The following is a 15,856-nucleotide window of genomic DNA, read 5'->3' as shown; positions in this document are numbered from 1 at the left end:
TTATCTAGGTATTTCTACAGATTCCATAATCATATGTACAACACTTTCTGTTGTCATACCTTCCATTTCGCGCTCTGGAGTTAAAATAACTCTATGGTTAAGTACAGGTGTTAGTGCTTTTTTTACATCTTCTGGAGTAACAAAGTCTCTACCATTAATGGCAGCAAAAGCTTTTGCTGCATTTAAAGTTGCTAAGGATGCTCTAGGAGAACCACCAAGATATAAATGTGGGTGGTTACGTGTTTTAGAAATTATTTCTGCTATGTAGCGTAGAATTTTTTCTTCAACAATTACCTCTTGTATGTTTTTTTTGTATTCCTTTAATTTTGCAGGAGACAACACATCTTTTATAAGTGTTTGCGGCTTTATGCCTTTACGTTGGTGGTGTGTTGTTAGTATTTTTATTTCTTCTTCTAGTGTTGGGTATTCTACTTTAATTTTAAACAAAAAACGGTCTAATTGTGCTTCTGGTAGGGCATAAGTACCTTCTTGTTCAATTGGGTTTTGTGTGGCTAAAACCATAAAAGGAGCCTCCATTTTATAGGTTTTACCGTCCATAGTTACTTGTGTTTCTTCCATAATCTCAAACAAAGCAGCTTGTGTTTTAGCAGGAGCTCTATTTATTTCATCAATCAAAATAATATTAGAAAAAATAGGCCCTTGTTTAAACTCAAATTCAGACGATTTTACGTTAAAAATAGAAGTACCTAAAATATCACTAGGCATTAAATCTGGTGTAAATTGTATACGACTAAATTCTGTTTTTAAAGTTTTAGCAAATAATTTGGCAGTAACCGTTTTTGCTATTCCAGGTACACCTTCTATTAAAACGTGACCATCTACTAATAGCGAAACGATTAACAACTCTACAAAACGATCTTGACCAATAATTACCTTAGCCAGCTCTTGCTTAATTTCGGTAACAGCATTTTTTAAATCTTCTAAAGGTATTCTATTATCAAAATTGATATCGTTATTTGCTTCCATTTGCTTTGTCTTTAAATTGTTCTATTTTTTTATCTAATGCTATTAGCTGGTCATTAGTTATATTTTGTTGTTGTAAAAGTTGATCAAAATATGAAAACAACTTTGTAGTTTCTTCTTTGTTATGAAAACTTCTTGCAGAAACGGTATTGTAAAAATCATCGTTCTTTTCTAAAGTATTTACATGAAATTTAGAGCGTACATAATCCATAAAAAAGTTAATCTTATGCTCTGCAATTTCTTTTTGCCTGTTTCTTTGGTAATACATATCTGCAATAGTACGGGTAAATGCCAAAGTCTGATTTTTTAAAGGAGTAACTATTGGTATTGCACGTTGTTTTCTTTTTCCTTCAAAAAACACATAAAATAAAGCGCCAATTAGAGCTATATAATATGCCCATTTTAATTCTTTTGCGCTTAAAAATATACGCATTGGAGATGTGTAAAAGGTTTTTCCTGATTTATGGTGATTATCTATGTAAATATTTTTAGAAGTGTCTATATAAGCTAATAAAGACGATGTGTAATCTGTATTGTTTTCATTATCTAAAATAAAAAAATTGGTAAATGCGTAAGGAAAATGATTTAAAATAACGGTTCCTTTACCATAGTCTTGTTTTATGATGTTTGCATTTTTTATAGAGATTGTTTCAAAATCATCTATAACACCCAACACTTTTGCGTTTAGAGTATCTATTTTAGAAAAATAATTAATATCGGATTTTTTACTAAAAATAATAGGTTTTTTAGTTTTTATAGACGGATTAACTAAATGCATATAAAATTTATGATCTAATTCATCTGTGTAAAGTGTTTTTGTGCTAAAATTAAGCTCATGTTCTAAAGCGTTACCAAAACTAGAGCCTGCAAGGTAAAGTGTATTTCCTTTGGCAGTCCACTCTAATAATTTACTTACTTCGCTTTTGTCTAATTCAAGGTTGTTATTTATTAGCAAATATGTACCTGTTATAGTGTCGTTTTTATTTAAAAATATAAAAGGTGGCTCGTAAACAGATGTTGTTTTATCTCCTAATTTATTTTCTAAAATATCATTAAAAACCTTAGTGCCAAAAGGAATTTTATGGTGAGTAGCAAAAGAAGGAAACCAGTTGACCTCTTTAGGTTTACTATACTCTAAAGCCAAGTAAACAATAAGTGTTACTGCTATAATGATGATATATGAGCTTCCTTTTTTTATCACTTTTTAATGATGCTATTTTGTAGTTTAATAAATTCTTCTGCTGCTTTATTGTACTTAAGTTCATCTATAGTAAAATCTCCATACCAAACATAATCATATAATCTTGTTATGGTTATAAAAGAGTTAGCGTAAGTAGAGCCGCTTAGCTCTTGTTGGTAATCATCATTAGTTTTTTGTAATTGCCAATCTATAAGTTCTTTGTCGCTCATTATTTTTAAAATATGCAAGTAGTAATATCTAATGGCTAATCTGTAATTTTTATCCTCTAAAGCCTTTTTTATAAGTTGTTGTATGTCTTCGTTCTTAATAATATTTTCTTCTTCAGACAAGGTAACAGAACTTTGATTTTTTTTAGATAAGTGTATACTGTTTGCGTTTACCTTTAAAAAGAATTTTATACCAATAAAAATTAATATTCCAAGCAGTACGTACGGTATAATTTTTAAAAAAGCAGCTAAATAGCCTACAGCTTTTGTTCCTCCAAATAGCCACTGAAAAAAACGTAACCAATAGGAGTAAAGCCAAGATTTAAATTTATCCCACCAAGAGTTATCTGCTTTTTCTAAAGTATAATTATAGCTAGAGTCATCTTTATAAGATTGTAAGTCTTCTTTTGTTATTTTCTTTACAGATAAAGGTGCATCATCATAATCTACCATAGTAGAGTCTTGAAAACTATACGCAGATAAAGAAAACGTGATACTAATAAAAAAAGAAAAAAGAAGTTTTTGCATATTATAAATCGGTAGTATTTCCTAAACTTTTAATACGCTCCATAGTACCCGTTAAATTTTTTCTTTCGTTTAAATCAAAATATATTAAAGCACCTGCAACAACTGTAATAATACCCAGTAAATATTGAAAAAGAGCTGCTATAACATTTATAAAAATCCCTATAGGATCTATTAATGTATCTCCCATATTACTTGGGTCTATTTCTGCAGAAAATACCCCCATTTTAGCGTACATATATATGGCAGAAGGTACACTAAATGCATAACCAGCTACAGCTACAACAATACCAACTACTAAAAGAGTAGCAAAAGTTATCCACCAATAATCTTTAACTAAACTAAAGCTATCACTAAAGGCATCACCAACAGATTTTTGGTTAAAAATAAGGATGCTAAAAGCAAGTGTTAATGGTACATACAAATATATTCCAGGTATTAAGCAAAACATTAAACCAACAATTACGCAAATACCTACTAAAAACGCTAATCCTATAAACTTCCAAAAAGTACTGTATACTTCAGATTTTATTTGATCAAAATTAATAACCCCGTTGTTTTCTACATAGCTTTTTATGTAGTGTAACGTTACAGATTGCGCCATTGCGTAGGCTACACCAGTAGAAACGAGAAATAAAAATACAGATGTTAACATCATAAAAATTTCAGAGGCTTCATCCGAACTTTCAACATTAAAATTCATACTACCACCAATGGTATAAGTGTAAAAGGCATTACATATTAAAAAAACAACCAAATACGGACCAGCTATTTTAAAAAAGGTGTTAAAAAATGGTTTTAATTGAGTTCTTAAAAAAGCAAAAGTGTCGCCTAAAATTTCACCTAAATCTCTTTTCTTTTTAAACTCTACGTAATTGTTATTCTGCATGGTTGGTTCTTTTGTGTAATAAATAAGGATAAATAACGTAATAATATAATATTAAAGCTAATGAGCTTGTAATAATTAATATAGCAAGCCAATCTGGCATTTCTGTATGTCTGGTAACAAAACCCTCTAAAAAGCCAGCTACAACAAAGAAAGGAACAGTAGATAGCATTATTTTTAAGCCGTTTACAGTGCCTCTTTTAAAAGATTCTAGTCTTGTATAAGTGCCAGGAAAAAGAATCCCTTTTGCTAAAACAAGTCCGGCACAACCAGCAATTATAATTACAGATATCTCTATAGTGCCGTGTATCCAAATAGTACGTGCAGACTCCCATAGCAATCCTTTTTCATAAAACATATACTGAAAGCTACCTAGCATAATGCCATTTTGCATCATCACAAATAAAGAACCTATGCCAAGCAAAATGCCATATATAAAAGCCATCATAGCTACTTTTATATTGTTAATAGTGATCCCTAAAAACATTTTAAATTCACTTTGCTGTTTGTAAACAGCCATAGGATCATCATTGGCAATATTTTCTAAAGTCATATTTACATAGCCATCGCCTAAAAAAGATCTAACAAAATCACCATCATTAGCAGCAGAGAAAGCTCCTACTGCGCAAAAAAATGAAAAAACTAGAAATGCAATTAGTAATTCACGACGATTGTGATAAAATAATGTGGGAAATTCTGTTTTCCAAAAGCTGATTATTCTGTTTTTTGGCTCTTTTTTGGTCTTATATATTTTTTGATGAGCTTCTGAAGCCAAAGAATTTAAAAAAAATGCGGTGTTGCTACCAGGGTAGAAAGTCTTGGCATAGCTAAGGTGATCGGTAATTTCGATATACAAATCTGATAATTTGTTTGGGTCAATTTCCGTTTTCTTTGCCAGGACACTTTCAAAAGTAGTCCATTTGTCTTTATTTTGCTTTACAAAGGCAGCTTCGCGCATTGGCTTTAAGATTTGTACCAAAGAAACTAAAATATGAACGAAATTCAAATAGAAACTGCTCAAAATATTAGCATTCATCAAAATGCTGCACATTTGGGTGATAGGATGCTGGCCTATATTATAGACAGCATTGTTATTTTTGTTTACACGTTACTTATGATTCTTTTGTTGGTATATATGAATATCCATTTTAAAGATATGTGGCATTTATATTTAATTGTAACATTACCAGCTTTCTTCTATTATTTATTGTTAGAGTATTTTATGAATGGCTCTACGGTTGGTAAAAAAATAATGTCTATTAGAGTTGTAAAACTAGATGGGTCTAAACCAAATTTTTCTAGCTATTTTATACGTTGGATTATGCGTATTGTAGATGTAGTTTTGTCTACCGGAGGTGTTGCTGTACTTACAATATTGTTAAGAGGTAACGGACAGCGTTTGGGAGATATAGCTGCAGGAACTACAGTAATTACGGAAAAGAAAAAAGTGAAATTGCAAGATACAATGGTGGCTAATTTACCAGAAAATTACTCGCCAAGTTACCCGCAGGTAACTGTGTTTAAAGATCCAGAGATGCAAACTATAAAAGAATTATATAGCTCTGCAAAACGTAATGGAGACCACAACGTTATAGTATCTTTGTCTAATAAAATAAAGGAAGTTACTAGTATAACTACAGATAAAAAACCTTTAGAATTTGTAGACACTGTTATTAAAGATTATATCTACTATACTCAAGAATTATAAGCTTATGTTTTATCTAGTTATAGATATTTTAGGAACAATAGCATTTGCTATATCTGGTGTTTTGGTAGCAATGGATAAAAAACTGGATCCTTTTGGAGTTTTTATTGTGGCCTTTGTTACAGCTGTTGGTGGTGGTACATTAAGAGATTTGTTGCTTGGTAATACACCTGTAACTTGGTTACTGCAACCAATTTATATTTATACAATTTTAACTACGGTAGTGCTCTCTATCATTTTTAGAAAACAATTAAAATACTTAAGAACTTCTCTTTTTTTGTTTGATACCATAGGTATTGGTCTTTATACTTTAGCAGGAGTAGAGAAGGGACTAGATGCAAATCTACTGCCAATTATGTGTATTGTTGTTGGTACAATAACTGCCTGTTTTGGAGGTGTTATACGCGATATTTTATGTAATGAAATTCCTGTGATATTTAGAAAAGAAGTGTATGCAACAGCTTGTATAATAGGGGCTAGCAGTTATTTTTTATTGATAAAATTACCTGTGAAACCTAATTATATACACGTAATTTGTATTTTTATTGTAATTACAGTGCGTTTGTTGGCTGTTAAATTTAAAATTGCTTTACCAACTATTTATCCGCCAGTAGAAACTAAAAAATAAGCATAATTTTTAATTAAAGTGATAACTAAAATCTATTTTACAACTTCAGCTTTAATTATAAAAATATTTTTTTTAGGCCAATCTCCTTTGTCAACAGGTTGTCTGTTAATTAAATCTACAACATCCATACCTTCTATAACACGACCAAAAGGAGTGTAGTCTTTATCTAAATGATAAGACCCAGGTTTTGTTACCACAATAAAAAACTCATAAGGAGAGGCTAATTTATGCGGGTTATCATTTTCACTGCTAGGCATAGATATCACTCCTCTATGGTGTTTGTGTCCTTTTTTTGTATCAGGAGGTAATAAATATCTGCCAATTTCTCCTCTTTTTTTAGCTGTTTTTATATTATCTGCATTACCACCTTGAATAATAAAATTTTTGACTACTCTATGAAAATAGGTGTCATTAAAATAGCCTTTTTTTGTTAGGTAAATAAAATTAGCTTTGTGGTAAGGTACATTATCAAATAATTGCAAAGTAAAGCTACCAAGGTTTGTGGTAATTTTTACTTTATCTTCTTTTAATGTTTTATTGTATTCATAAAAAAAAGGAATAGCATTTTCCTCGGTAAGTACAAACTTTTCTTCTTTTTTAGTAACTTTAGAACTGTCTATTGCAAGAGTGTCTGTTTTTACTTTAGCATCCTCTGTTTTTTGCTTTTGTTTTGCTGCGTTGTTGCAACTGAATGTTAAAATTAGTAGTAATAGTATAGTGTAAGATAGTACCTTTGTATTCATGAATTTTGATGATTTTACCAAGAGAATTTCAAAAATAAAGAATCTTCCTTTACTAGGTGAAGAATCTCATAATAAAATGGCTCCATCTATTAGAATAGATGAGTTAAGTAGAATGAAAAATCAGCGTGATAAAGCACGTAAAGCAGCTGTTATGGCTTTGTTTTACCCAACAGAAGAAAACAGTACCAACTTGTTGTTAATGCTGCGTAAAACTTATAAAGGTGTGCACTCTAACCAAATTGGTTTTCCGGGTGGTAAGGTAGAAAAAGAAGATAAAAATCTATTAGCTACAGCATTAAGAGAAACGTATGAAGAAGTGGGTGTACCACAACAAAAAGTACAGGTAATGGCAGAGCTATCATCTATATACATACCACCAAGTAATTTTGAAGTGCAACCCTATATAGGATTATACCCTAATCCAGCTCCTTTTGTTATTCAAGAGTCAGAAGTAGAGCATTTAGTAGAGGTTTCTTTGCTAGATTTTATGGATGATAGTAAAATTAGTACTCAAAATTTAACAACTTCTTATGCTGTAAATATAGATGTACCAGCCTTTAAATTAGATGGTTATGTTGTTTGGGGTGCAACTGCAATGATAATGAGCGAACTTAAAGAGCTACTAAAACAATTGTTATAGTTATATAAATTTGTAGATTTGGCAACACAATATTAATTATGGGTTTATTTAAAAAGAATCCTTTTGGGCATATACTATTTTTAAAAAAGTGGTTAATAAGAATTGCGGCTTTATTTACACACCGCAGGTACAAAGGATTTAATAAATTAGAAATAGAAGGATCACAAATACTAAGAGACTTGCCAGACAAAGGCGTACTATTTGTATCTAACCACCAAACATACTTTGCAGATGTAGTTGCAATGTTTCATGTTTTTAATGCCAGTTTAAGTGGTAGAGAAGATAATATTAGAAATATTGGTTACATCTGGAAGCCTAAGTTGAATATGTACTATGTAGCTGCTGCAGAGACAATGAAAAAAAGTCTTTTAACTAAGATTTTGGCTTACGCTGGTTCTATTAGTATACAACGTACGTGGCGTGCAGACGGGCAAGATGTAAAAAGGCAAGTAAAAATGAGCGATATTAGTAATATTGGTACCGCTTTAGATGATGGTTGGGTTATTACATTTCCGCAAGGAACAACCACTCCTTGGAAACCTTTACGTAAAGGAACTGCACATATTATAAAAAAATATAAGCCTATTGTTGTACCTGTTGTAATAGATGGTTTTAGACGTTCTTTTGATAAAAAAGGACTGAGAATAAAGAAAAAAGGTATTTTACAGTCTATGGTTATAAAAGAACCTTTAGATATAGATTATGAAAATGATTCTTTTGAGTCTATTATAGATAAGCTAGGGCACGCTATAGAGCAAGATCCCTCTTATTTAAAAGTAATTTCTAAGGCAGATTTGAAAGCCCTAGAAGAAGAAAATGAACTTAGAAAGTGGAAACTAGATTAATTATTTAGTATTTCATTTTTGTATAAAAAAAACCATCTGATTAATCAGATGGTTTTTTTTGGTTGTATAACAGGGTAGTTTGTTTAAATCTCCATTTTTTTTAATTCGTAGTAGTTTCTGTTTAATTTTTTAAGTAATAACCCGTACAAGAGAAAATAAATTAAAGCAAATACAACAGTAGTTACAACAGCTACAATAACAAATGTTATTGTCATTATGGTTTTAAATTTTTCTGCAGATACGTTTGTAGGCAATTCTTCAGGATAAATTGTGGTGAGCATTACAGGATCAAAATAAACACAAACTGCTTGTGCAAGCATTGTAAACATTAAGGTAGCTAAACTAAAAATAACATAGTGTTTTACCGTTTTTCTAGTCCGTATAATATTTTTCATTAAAGTCTTAGAGTTATCTAAAACAGAAATCTCTTTATATCTTTTATAAAACTGATAAATAAAATAGAATATAACAGTGTATTGTATAACAGACAATGCTATAAAAAATACACCATATGTGTTACCATAATACATTTTAGCAATATGTTCTCTTGTACTAGGGAAAATAAAGAGTAAGTTGGGGAGTACAAATTCCAAAATACTAATTATAAATATCCACTTAACAATAGAGGAAGACTTCTTCCATATCATTTTGTAAATATCATTGTAAGACAATTTAGGAAGTTCGTCTCCCTTTTTTTGCCAATCTTTTTTTAAGATATCCAATTCATCCATACAATTAAGGATTTAAAATGGTTTTTAATTTTTTCTTTATTCTGTTCATCTTTACCCTAGCGTTTACTTCGCTAATACCTAGTGTTTCAGATATTTCTGTATAATCCTTATCTTCTAAGTAAAGAAAAACCAATGCTTTATCTATGTCTCCCAACTGCTTTACAGCTTTGTACATAAGTTTTAGTTGTAATTCTTGTGTTTCATCATATTCATCAGCCTTAATTTTAAAAATTACAGACTCATAACTTTGTGTGCTAACTTTTCTTTTAGATTTTCTATAAAGTGTAATAGCAGTGTTTAAAGCCACTCTATACATCCAAGTACTAAATTTAGAATCACCTCTAAATTTTGGGTACGCTTTCCATAGTTGTATAGTTATTTCTTGAAACAAGTCGTTATGAGCATCCTTGTCATTAGTGTACAGCGTACAGACCTTGTGAACAATATTTTGGTTGTTCTCTAGTTCTGTTACAAATGCATGTTCTAAGTCTTTGCTCACTTTTTTGGTTGGTAGTTGTACTTGTTAGTAGTGGTTATTTATAATTTGTTACATTATAAAGTAAAAATATTATTTTCTAGGATGATAGTTAGCAATTACGCTTGCCAAGTGTGTACGGTCTACGTGTACGTAAACTTCTGTAGTTGTAATACTTTCGTGACCCAACATTTGTTGTATTGCTCTTAAGTCTGCTCCATTTTCTAGCAAATGTGTTGCAAATGAGTGACGTAAGGTATGCGGACTAATTGTTTTTTTTAATTCAATGGTTTCTGCTAATTGTTTAATAATAGTAAAAATCATAGCACGTGTTAATTGTCTTCCTCTGCGGTTTAGAAACAAAATATCTTCAAACCCTTTTTTTATATCTAAATGATTTCTAATTTCATCTTTATATATAGTAATGTACTTTTTATTTATATTACTAATAGGAACAAAACGTTGTTTATCTCCTTTTCCTGTAACTCTAATAAAATCTTCATTAAAGAATAAATCTGATAGTCTCAAATTTGTAAGTTCGGACACACGTAGACCACAACCATATAACGTTTCTAGCATTGCTCTATTACGTTCGCCTTCAGGCTTGCTTAGGTCTATTGCGTCTATCAAAGTGTTAATTTCCTCAACAGACAAGGTATCTGGCAGTTTTCTGCCAATTTTTGGAGCCTCTATTAAATCCATAGGATTGTCTGCTCTATAATCTTCAAAAACTAGGTAATTAAAAAAACTCTTTAGACCAGATAATATTCTTGCTTGTGACCTTGGGTTAATACTGGTAGATATCTCGTATACAAACCTTAGTGTAGTTTCTTTAGTAATAGTAATGGGAGTTTCTGTTATATTTTTTTGCTCTAAAAAGGAAATTAACTTTTCTACATCTAATACGTAATTAGTGATAGAATTCTCCATTAATCCTCTTTCTATTTTTAGATAGTGCTGATAATCAGTTAGTCCCTGTCTCCATTTCATATAGGTTAAAATTAAGTTAATAATTTGGTTAAAAAAAGAGTTTTTTACCGGTCTTTTTTCTTCACAACTGTTTGTTGTTGGTTTACAACAATTACTTACATTTACACAACAAACATTGTAAGTGAACAAGATTAACAATCTATGTTTACTGCATAATTATAAACTAAAAATTAAAATTATTTTTATGAAAAAGTTATTTATTGTAGCTATCACAGCTCTAGGATTTACTTTTGCTGCACAAGCACAAGATGCAGCTACTTCTACTAACGGTGGTCAAACTGCTCAAGGTAAATGGTTAATTGAAGCTAATACTGGTTTTGGTGGTCAAGCTGGAACTCAAGCGGCTAGTACTTCTTTTGGTTTAACATCAGTAGATGGTGAAACAAGATGGTCTTTAGGTGCTGAAGGTGGTTACTTTGTTGCTGATGATTTAGCGGTAAAAGTTGGTTTAGGTTACCAAGACTTAGGGGATGATTCAAGTGCATTTTCTTATAAAGTAGGTGCTAAATATTACATCGCTAGTATGATTCCTGTACAAGTTGATTATACAGGTACTAGTATTAAGGATGCTGACGAAAACCCAAGCTTTTTAGGTTTACAAGGTGGTTATGCTATTTTCTTAGGAGAAAATGTTAGTATTGAACCAGGTTTACGTTATAACATAGCTTTAAATGATGATTCATTTGCTAATGAAGATGTTTTCCAATTAAACATAGGTTTTGCTTTACATTTCTAAATAAAACTTGCTAATAATATTAAAGGCTACCTAATTTAGGTAGCCTTTTTTATTATCAACTGATATTGTTAAATAATCTATAAATTAATATAAATACTACTTTTTCTGTAGGTCGATTAAATTATTTAATTAAGTTTATACTATAATTATAAACTAAAAATTAAAATTATTATTTATGAAAAAGTTATTTATTGTAGCTATTGCAGTTTTAGGATTTACTTTTGGAGCGCAGGCTCAAGAAGGTTTTGGAGCAGGTGTTAATTTAGGTATTCCAATGGGAGATTTGGATGATTTTTATGGCTTTAATGCAGGTGTGGATGTACAGTATTTGGGAGCTGTTTCAGAAACTTTTTACGCAGGTGGTACTATTGGGTATTCTCACTATTTTGGTAAAACTTATGATGCAGGTCCTGGTATTGAAATAGAGCAAGATGATATTCAGTTTTTGCCAATTGCTGCCGTAGCTAAATTTATGATTACAGAAGATTTTTCTATAGGTACAGATTTAGGTTATGCTCTTGGCCTTAAGGAAAATGTAGATGGTGGTTTTTATTACCGTCCTAAATTAGGGTACAGAATTGCAGATTCAATTGAGCTTAATTTATCATATGCCGGTATTAGTTTAGAAGATGATATAAATGCATCTACTTTTAATATAGGATTTATGTTTCAGTTGTAAAAATAACTGATATAGATTATTTAAAAGGAAGCCAATTGGCTTCCTTTTTTTATGCGTAATATTTAGTATTTTTACCATATGAAAATACTTATAATTAACGGGCCAAACCTAAACCTTTTAGGTAAAAGAGAGCCAACAATATATGGTAATACTACTTTTGTAGATTATTTTTCAGGCTTACAACTAACTTATAAAAATATAGAGTTAAGTTATTACCAGTCTAATATCGAAGGTGAGCTTATATCTAAAATACAAGAAGTGGGCTTTAGTTATGATGGTATTGTTTTAAATGCTGCTGCATACACGCATACATCTATTGGTATTGGTGATGCAATAAAAGCTATAGAAACCCCAGTTGTAGAGGTGCATATTTCTAATACATTTGGGCGTGAAGAATTTCGCCATCAATCTTATATATCTCCTGTTGCTAAAGGCGTAATACTTGGTTTTGGCTTACAGAGTTATGATTTGGCTATACAGAGCTTTTTAGCATCAAAATAAATATTCTTAATGCATAAAACATATTTTAACTGGAGTAGTGGTAAAGACTCTGCCTTGGCACTGTATAAAATGCAACAGTCTAAAACACATAAAGTAGATAGACTTGTAACTTCTGTAAATGCTAGTTTTAACAGAGTGTCTATGCACGGTTTACGTTTGCCGCTTTTAGAGGCGCAAGCAAAGGCTATTGGCCTGCCTTTACAGACTATTAAGTTAAATGCAGATGTATCTATGTCTGCCTACAATAAGGTTATGAAAACCGCAATGCAAAGCTTAATTACAGAAGGATATACACACGCAGTTTTTGGAGATATTTTTTTAGAAGATTTAAAAAAGTATAGAGAAGAGAAACTCCAAGAAGTTGGTGTAAAGGGCGTTTTTCCGCTTTGGAAACAAGATACAAAAGAGTTACTAAAAGAGTTGTTGCAATTGGGGTTTAAAGCAATTACAGTTTGTGTAAATGCTAAGTTACTAAATGAGTCCTTTGTTGGTAGAGAGGTAGATGAAAGTTTTTTTAACGATTTACCAGAGAATGTAGATCCTTGTGGAGAAAACGGAGAGTTTCATACGTTTGTGTATGATGGTCCTATTTTTAAAAATCCTGTACGTTTTACAGTAGGGGAGAAAGTACAAAAAGGATATACGCCAACGACTAATAAAGATGACAATTGCTTTAAAAAAGATGAGGATACTACTTGGGATACTTCCTTTTGGTATTGTGATCTTCTTCCTAATAAATAAAAAAAAGCCCTACGCTTTTAATGCTTTAGGGCTAAAATATTTTTCTTCAATATAAAATGTTCCAAAGGGTAGTAGGGAGGCTATAAATAGTATAGCGTATCTTTTTATACCCCATTTTAATTGTCTGCATACAAAAAATGCCAATATAGCGTATGCTATAAATAGTATGCCGTGTGCATTACCAATGTATATGTTAGGATCTTTAATCCCTGCCATATATTTTAAGGGCATACCAACACCAAATAGTAATAAGTAAGATATTCCTTCTAATATTGCAATAAGTCTAAATGCTTTAATCATATTTTAATATTTAAAAAGCCTAAAACCTAAGTGTAAAATACGCTTAGACTTTAGGCTTTGTATAAGTAAGTTTAATTACTACTACAAGTGTATTACCTCGTCATAAGCATCTGCTACGGCTTCCATAACAGCTTCACTCATTGTTGGGTGTGGATGTATAGCTTTTAGTATTTCATGACCTGTAGTTTCTAATTTACGAGCAACAACAGCCTCAGCAATCATATCTGTAACACCAGCACCAATCATATGGCAACCTAGCCACTCACCATACTTAGCATCAAAAATAACTTTAACAAAACCTTCTGGAGTACCAGAAGCTTTAGCTTTACCACTAGCAGAGAATGGGAACTTTCCAATTTTTAAATCAAATCCTTTTTCTTTTGCTTGTTTTTCTGTTAAACCAACAGAAGCAATTTCTGGAATACAGTAAGTACAACCTGGTATGTTACCGTAATCTATAGGCTCTACGTGCATACCTGCTATTTTTTCTACACATAAAATACCTTCTGCAGAAGCAACGTGTGCTAAAGCTGGCCCAGGAGTAACATCTCCAATTGCGTAGTAACCAGGTATGTTTGTTTGGTAATAATCATTTACCATAATTTTATCTCTGTCTGTAGCAATACCAACATTTTCTAAACCAATGTTTTCTATGTTAGTTTTAATACCTACCGCAGATAAAACAACATCTGCCTGTATAATTTCTTCTCCTTTACTAGTTTTAACGTGTACACTAACACCGTTACCAGCAGTATCTACTTTAGTAACTTCAGACGAAGTCATTACTTTTATACCTGCTTTTTTAAAGCTACGCTCTAATTGTTTAGATATATCTTGGTCCTCTACAGGAACTACACTTGGTAAATATTCTACCACTGTAACCTCTGTACCAATAGAGTTGTAGAAGTATGCAAACTCCATACCTATAGCACCACTACCAACAACAACCATTTTTTTAGGTTGTTCTGGTAAAGACATTGCTTCTCTATATCCTATAATTTTTTTACCGTCTTGTGGTAAACTTGGTAATTCTCTACTACGTGCACCAGTTGCTACAACAATATGGTCTGCACTATATTCGGTTTCTTTACCGTCTGCATCTTTGACAGATACCTTTTTGCCAGACTTTAAAGTTCCATAACCGTTAATGACTTCAATTTTATTTTTTTTCATTAAAAACTGAACCCCTTTACTCATACCTTCAGCAACACCTCGGCTACGCTTAATAATAGCACCAAAGTCCTTGTCTACATTATCAGCATTTAAACCGTAGTCGCCCGCGTGCTTTAAATACTCAAAAACCTGAGCAGATTTAATTAATGCTTTGGTAGGGATACAACCCCAATTTAAACATACACCGCCTAAACTTTCTTTCTCTACAATAGCTGTTTTTAAACCTAATTGTGAAGCTCTAATTGCAGTTACATAACCACCTGGTCCACTACCTAAAACAATAACATCAAAATTGCTCATATATATACTTTTTTTGTCTCTAATTTTAATCACACAAATGTACAAAACCAATTATCAATTAGCAATTACCAAAATCTATAAATATGAATAATAACATATTGCTAACTTTTTAGTACTTATCTTTATATTTTACACATAAAAACAATCAATTTTTAAGGGAGAGAATAATAAAATTTAGTTTTTTACGACCCTTTTTTATGTTATAGAAAATTAAACAATTATAATTTCTGATTTATTGTAGTTGGCTTGATGCTGCTTATACCTTTAGTTTTATAACTGCGGATAAAATAAAAACAACTTTTTATACAAGTTTAACAAGTAAGTAACAGTTACTTGCTAAACATTTGTTTGTTAAATTCATCAGATTTTCCTGCTGGTATAGAGAGAGATTGCCATTGCTTACCTTTTAGCATTCTGCCAACGTAAGCAATTTGTGCAATATGCCCAGCGTAGTGAGCTAATTGCCTGCTTACAGCTGCCATAACAGAATGCTCTACAGCTCTAATTTTAATTTTATTGTTAAAATTATCTTCATTAATACTATCTATTGCAGCAAATAAGCAATCCCAGCCTTTGTTCCAATGTACTAGCATTTCTTCTTTATTTTGGTAAGGAGCAACAAACTCGGACTCTCTATTGCGCCATTCTTTTTCGCCATCTTCAGTAAAAAAGTTTGTCCATCTGCTTAACATATTGCCAACCATATGTTTTACAATAATGGCAATGCTATTATCAGCTTCACCATAAGTCCAATGCAAATCTTGGTTGGTAAGTTGGTTAAATGTTTTTTCTGCCATTGTTTTGTTTCGGTGAAACTCAAACAGAATACTTTCTTTATAGTCATCAACAAAACTCATAAATTACTTT

20 protein-coding genes are annotated in these 15,856 nt (G+C 31.3%); 8 read left to right on the top strand and 12 right to left on the bottom strand.

Annotation, left to right across the window (positions count from 1 at the left end; all coding sequences use genetic code 11):
• Genes Q4487_RS13335 through Q4487_RS13315 form a run of 5 tightly spaced genes read right to left on the bottom strand, consistent with a single transcriptional unit; the run spans position 1 to position 4,760 of the window.
• Entirely contained in the window at positions 1-987 is a 987-nt protein-coding gene (locus tag Q4487_RS13335) for a MoxR family ATPase (protein ID WP_100895441.1), read from the bottom strand.
• Positions 974-2,185: a DUF4350 domain-containing protein gene (locus Q4487_RS13330; RefSeq protein WP_303543454.1), complete on the bottom strand. Its 1,212-nt coding sequence runs from the start codon at positions 2,183-2,185 to the stop codon at positions 974-976. Before Q4487_RS13330 ends, Q4487_RS13335 begins: the two co-directional genes overlap by 14 nt.
• The gene (locus tag Q4487_RS13325) at positions 2,182-2,919 is read right to left on the bottom strand and encodes a DUF4129 domain-containing protein (protein ID WP_303543455.1); all 738 of its coding nucleotides are present in this window, start codon (positions 2,917-2,919) and stop codon (positions 2,182-2,184) included. Before Q4487_RS13325 ends, Q4487_RS13330 begins: the two co-directional genes overlap by 4 nt.
• Position 2,920: 1 nt before the next feature.
• Positions 2,921-3,805 (bottom strand): hypothetical protein, encoded by an 885-nt coding sequence (locus tag Q4487_RS13320; protein WP_303543457.1) that lies wholly within the window; start codon positions 3,803-3,805, stop codon positions 2,921-2,923.
• On the bottom strand, positions 3,795-4,760 hold the full coding sequence (locus tag Q4487_RS13315) for a stage II sporulation protein M (RefSeq protein ID WP_303543459.1): 966 nt from the start codon (positions 4,758-4,760) through the stop codon (positions 3,795-3,797). The genes Q4487_RS13320 and Q4487_RS13315 overlap by 11 nt, the downstream gene beginning before the upstream one ends.
• A gap of 33 nt (positions 4,761-4,793) precedes the next feature.
• On the opposite strand from Q4487_RS13315, the gene Q4487_RS13310 reads away from it, so the two are divergent.
• Both Q4487_RS13310 and Q4487_RS13305 read left to right on the top strand, forming a co-directional pair.
• Entirely contained in the window at positions 4,794-5,510 is a 717-nt protein-coding gene (locus tag Q4487_RS13310; RefSeq protein ID WP_100895446.1) for an RDD family protein, read from the top strand.
• A 4-nt stretch (positions 5,511-5,514) separates the two neighbouring features.
• Positions 5,515-6,135, top strand: a complete 621-nt coding sequence (locus tag Q4487_RS13305; protein ID WP_100895447.1) for a trimeric intracellular cation channel family protein — start codon at positions 5,515-5,517, stop codon at positions 6,133-6,135.
• A 32-nt stretch (positions 6,136-6,167) separates the two neighbouring features.
• On the opposite strand, the gene Q4487_RS13300 is transcribed toward Q4487_RS13305, so the two are convergent.
• Positions 6,168-6,878, bottom strand: a complete 711-nt coding sequence (locus Q4487_RS13300; protein WP_303543484.1) for a peptidylprolyl isomerase — start codon at positions 6,876-6,878, stop codon at positions 6,168-6,170.
• Between Q4487_RS13300 and Q4487_RS13295 the strand changes: the two genes are divergently transcribed.
• Together Q4487_RS13295 and Q4487_RS13290 are read left to right on the top strand one after the other, a co-directional pair.
• Positions 6,877-7,518: a CoA pyrophosphatase gene (locus Q4487_RS13295; protein ID WP_303543486.1), complete on the top strand. Its 642-nt coding sequence runs from the start codon at positions 6,877-6,879 to the stop codon at positions 7,516-7,518. The two genes, Q4487_RS13300 and Q4487_RS13295, sit on opposite strands and share 2 nt — an antisense overlap.
• 38 nt (positions 7,519-7,556) lie before the next feature.
• Positions 7,557-8,363, top strand: coding sequence for a 1-acyl-sn-glycerol-3-phosphate acyltransferase (locus Q4487_RS13290; protein ID WP_100895449.1), 807 nt, complete (start codon positions 7,557-7,559; stop codon positions 8,361-8,363).
• An 83-nt stretch (positions 8,364-8,446) separates the two neighbouring features.
• Here the strand turns inward: Q4487_RS13290 and Q4487_RS13285 are convergent, their stop codons facing one another.
• The 3 genes from Q4487_RS13285 to Q4487_RS13275 form a co-directional block, all read right to left on the bottom strand.
• Positions 8,447-9,094 (bottom strand): hypothetical protein, encoded by a 648-nt coding sequence (locus Q4487_RS13285; RefSeq protein WP_303543488.1) that lies wholly within the window; start codon positions 9,092-9,094, stop codon positions 8,447-8,449.
• Positions 9,095-9,098: 4 nt separating this feature from the next.
• Complete coding sequence (locus Q4487_RS13280; RefSeq protein WP_100895451.1) at positions 9,099-9,593, bottom strand: RNA polymerase sigma factor; 495 nt, start codon at positions 9,591-9,593, stop codon at positions 9,099-9,101.
• Positions 9,594-9,662: 69 nt separating this feature from the next.
• Positions 9,663-10,559 (bottom strand): site-specific tyrosine recombinase, encoded by an 897-nt coding sequence (locus Q4487_RS13275; protein ID WP_303543490.1) that lies wholly within the window; start codon positions 10,557-10,559, stop codon positions 9,663-9,665.
• A gap of 184 nt (positions 10,560-10,743) precedes the next feature.
• Between Q4487_RS13275 and Q4487_RS13270 the strand changes: the two genes are divergently transcribed.
• From Q4487_RS13270 to Q4487_RS13255, 4 genes are all read left to right on the top strand, one after another.
• The gene (locus tag Q4487_RS13270; protein WP_303543493.1) at positions 10,744-11,295 is read left to right on the top strand and encodes a hypothetical protein; all 552 of its coding nucleotides are present in this window, start codon (positions 10,744-10,746) and stop codon (positions 11,293-11,295) included.
• Between the two features lie 175 nt (positions 11,296-11,470).
• Entirely contained in the window at positions 11,471-11,974 is a 504-nt protein-coding gene (locus Q4487_RS13265) for an outer membrane beta-barrel protein (protein ID WP_100895455.1), read from the top strand.
• Positions 11,975-12,052: 78 nt separating this feature from the next.
• The gene (gene aroQ / locus Q4487_RS13260) at positions 12,053-12,475 is read left to right on the top strand and encodes a type II 3-dehydroquinate dehydratase (RefSeq protein ID WP_100895456.1); all 423 of its coding nucleotides are present in this window, start codon (positions 12,053-12,055) and stop codon (positions 12,473-12,475) included.
• 9 nt (positions 12,476-12,484) lie between these two features.
• A complete protein-coding gene (locus Q4487_RS13255) occupies positions 12,485-13,216 on the top strand; it encodes a diphthine--ammonia ligase (protein ID WP_303543496.1) in 732 nt (243 codons plus the stop codon).
• Between the two features lie 9 nt (positions 13,217-13,225).
• Here the strand turns inward: Q4487_RS13255 and Q4487_RS13250 are convergent, their stop codons facing one another.
• The 3 genes from Q4487_RS13250 to Q4487_RS13240 all read right to left on the bottom strand — a co-directional run bounded on the left by Q4487_RS13250 (position 13,226) and on the right by Q4487_RS13240 (position 15,846).
• On the bottom strand, positions 13,226-13,516 hold the full coding sequence (locus Q4487_RS13250) for a DUF3817 domain-containing protein (protein ID WP_100895458.1): 291 nt from the start codon (positions 13,514-13,516) through the stop codon (positions 13,226-13,228).
• Between the two features lie 81 nt (positions 13,517-13,597).
• The gene (gene lpdA, locus Q4487_RS13245) at positions 13,598-14,989 is read right to left on the bottom strand and encodes a dihydrolipoyl dehydrogenase (RefSeq protein ID WP_100895459.1); all 1,392 of its coding nucleotides are present in this window, start codon (positions 14,987-14,989) and stop codon (positions 13,598-13,600) included.
• Positions 14,990-15,318: 329 nt separating this feature from the next.
• Positions 15,319-15,846: a DUF1572 family protein gene (locus tag Q4487_RS13240; protein ID WP_303543500.1), complete on the bottom strand. Its 528-nt coding sequence runs from the start codon at positions 15,844-15,846 to the stop codon at positions 15,319-15,321.
• Between the last annotated feature and the right edge of the window lie 10 nt (positions 15,847-15,856).

Source organism: Cellulophaga sp. 3_MG-2023, from assembly GCF_030546975.1.
GTDB lineage: Bacteria > Bacteroidota > Bacteroidia > Flavobacteriales > Flavobacteriaceae > Cellulophaga.
This window is presented reverse-complemented; position numbering and strand designations above follow the sequence as displayed.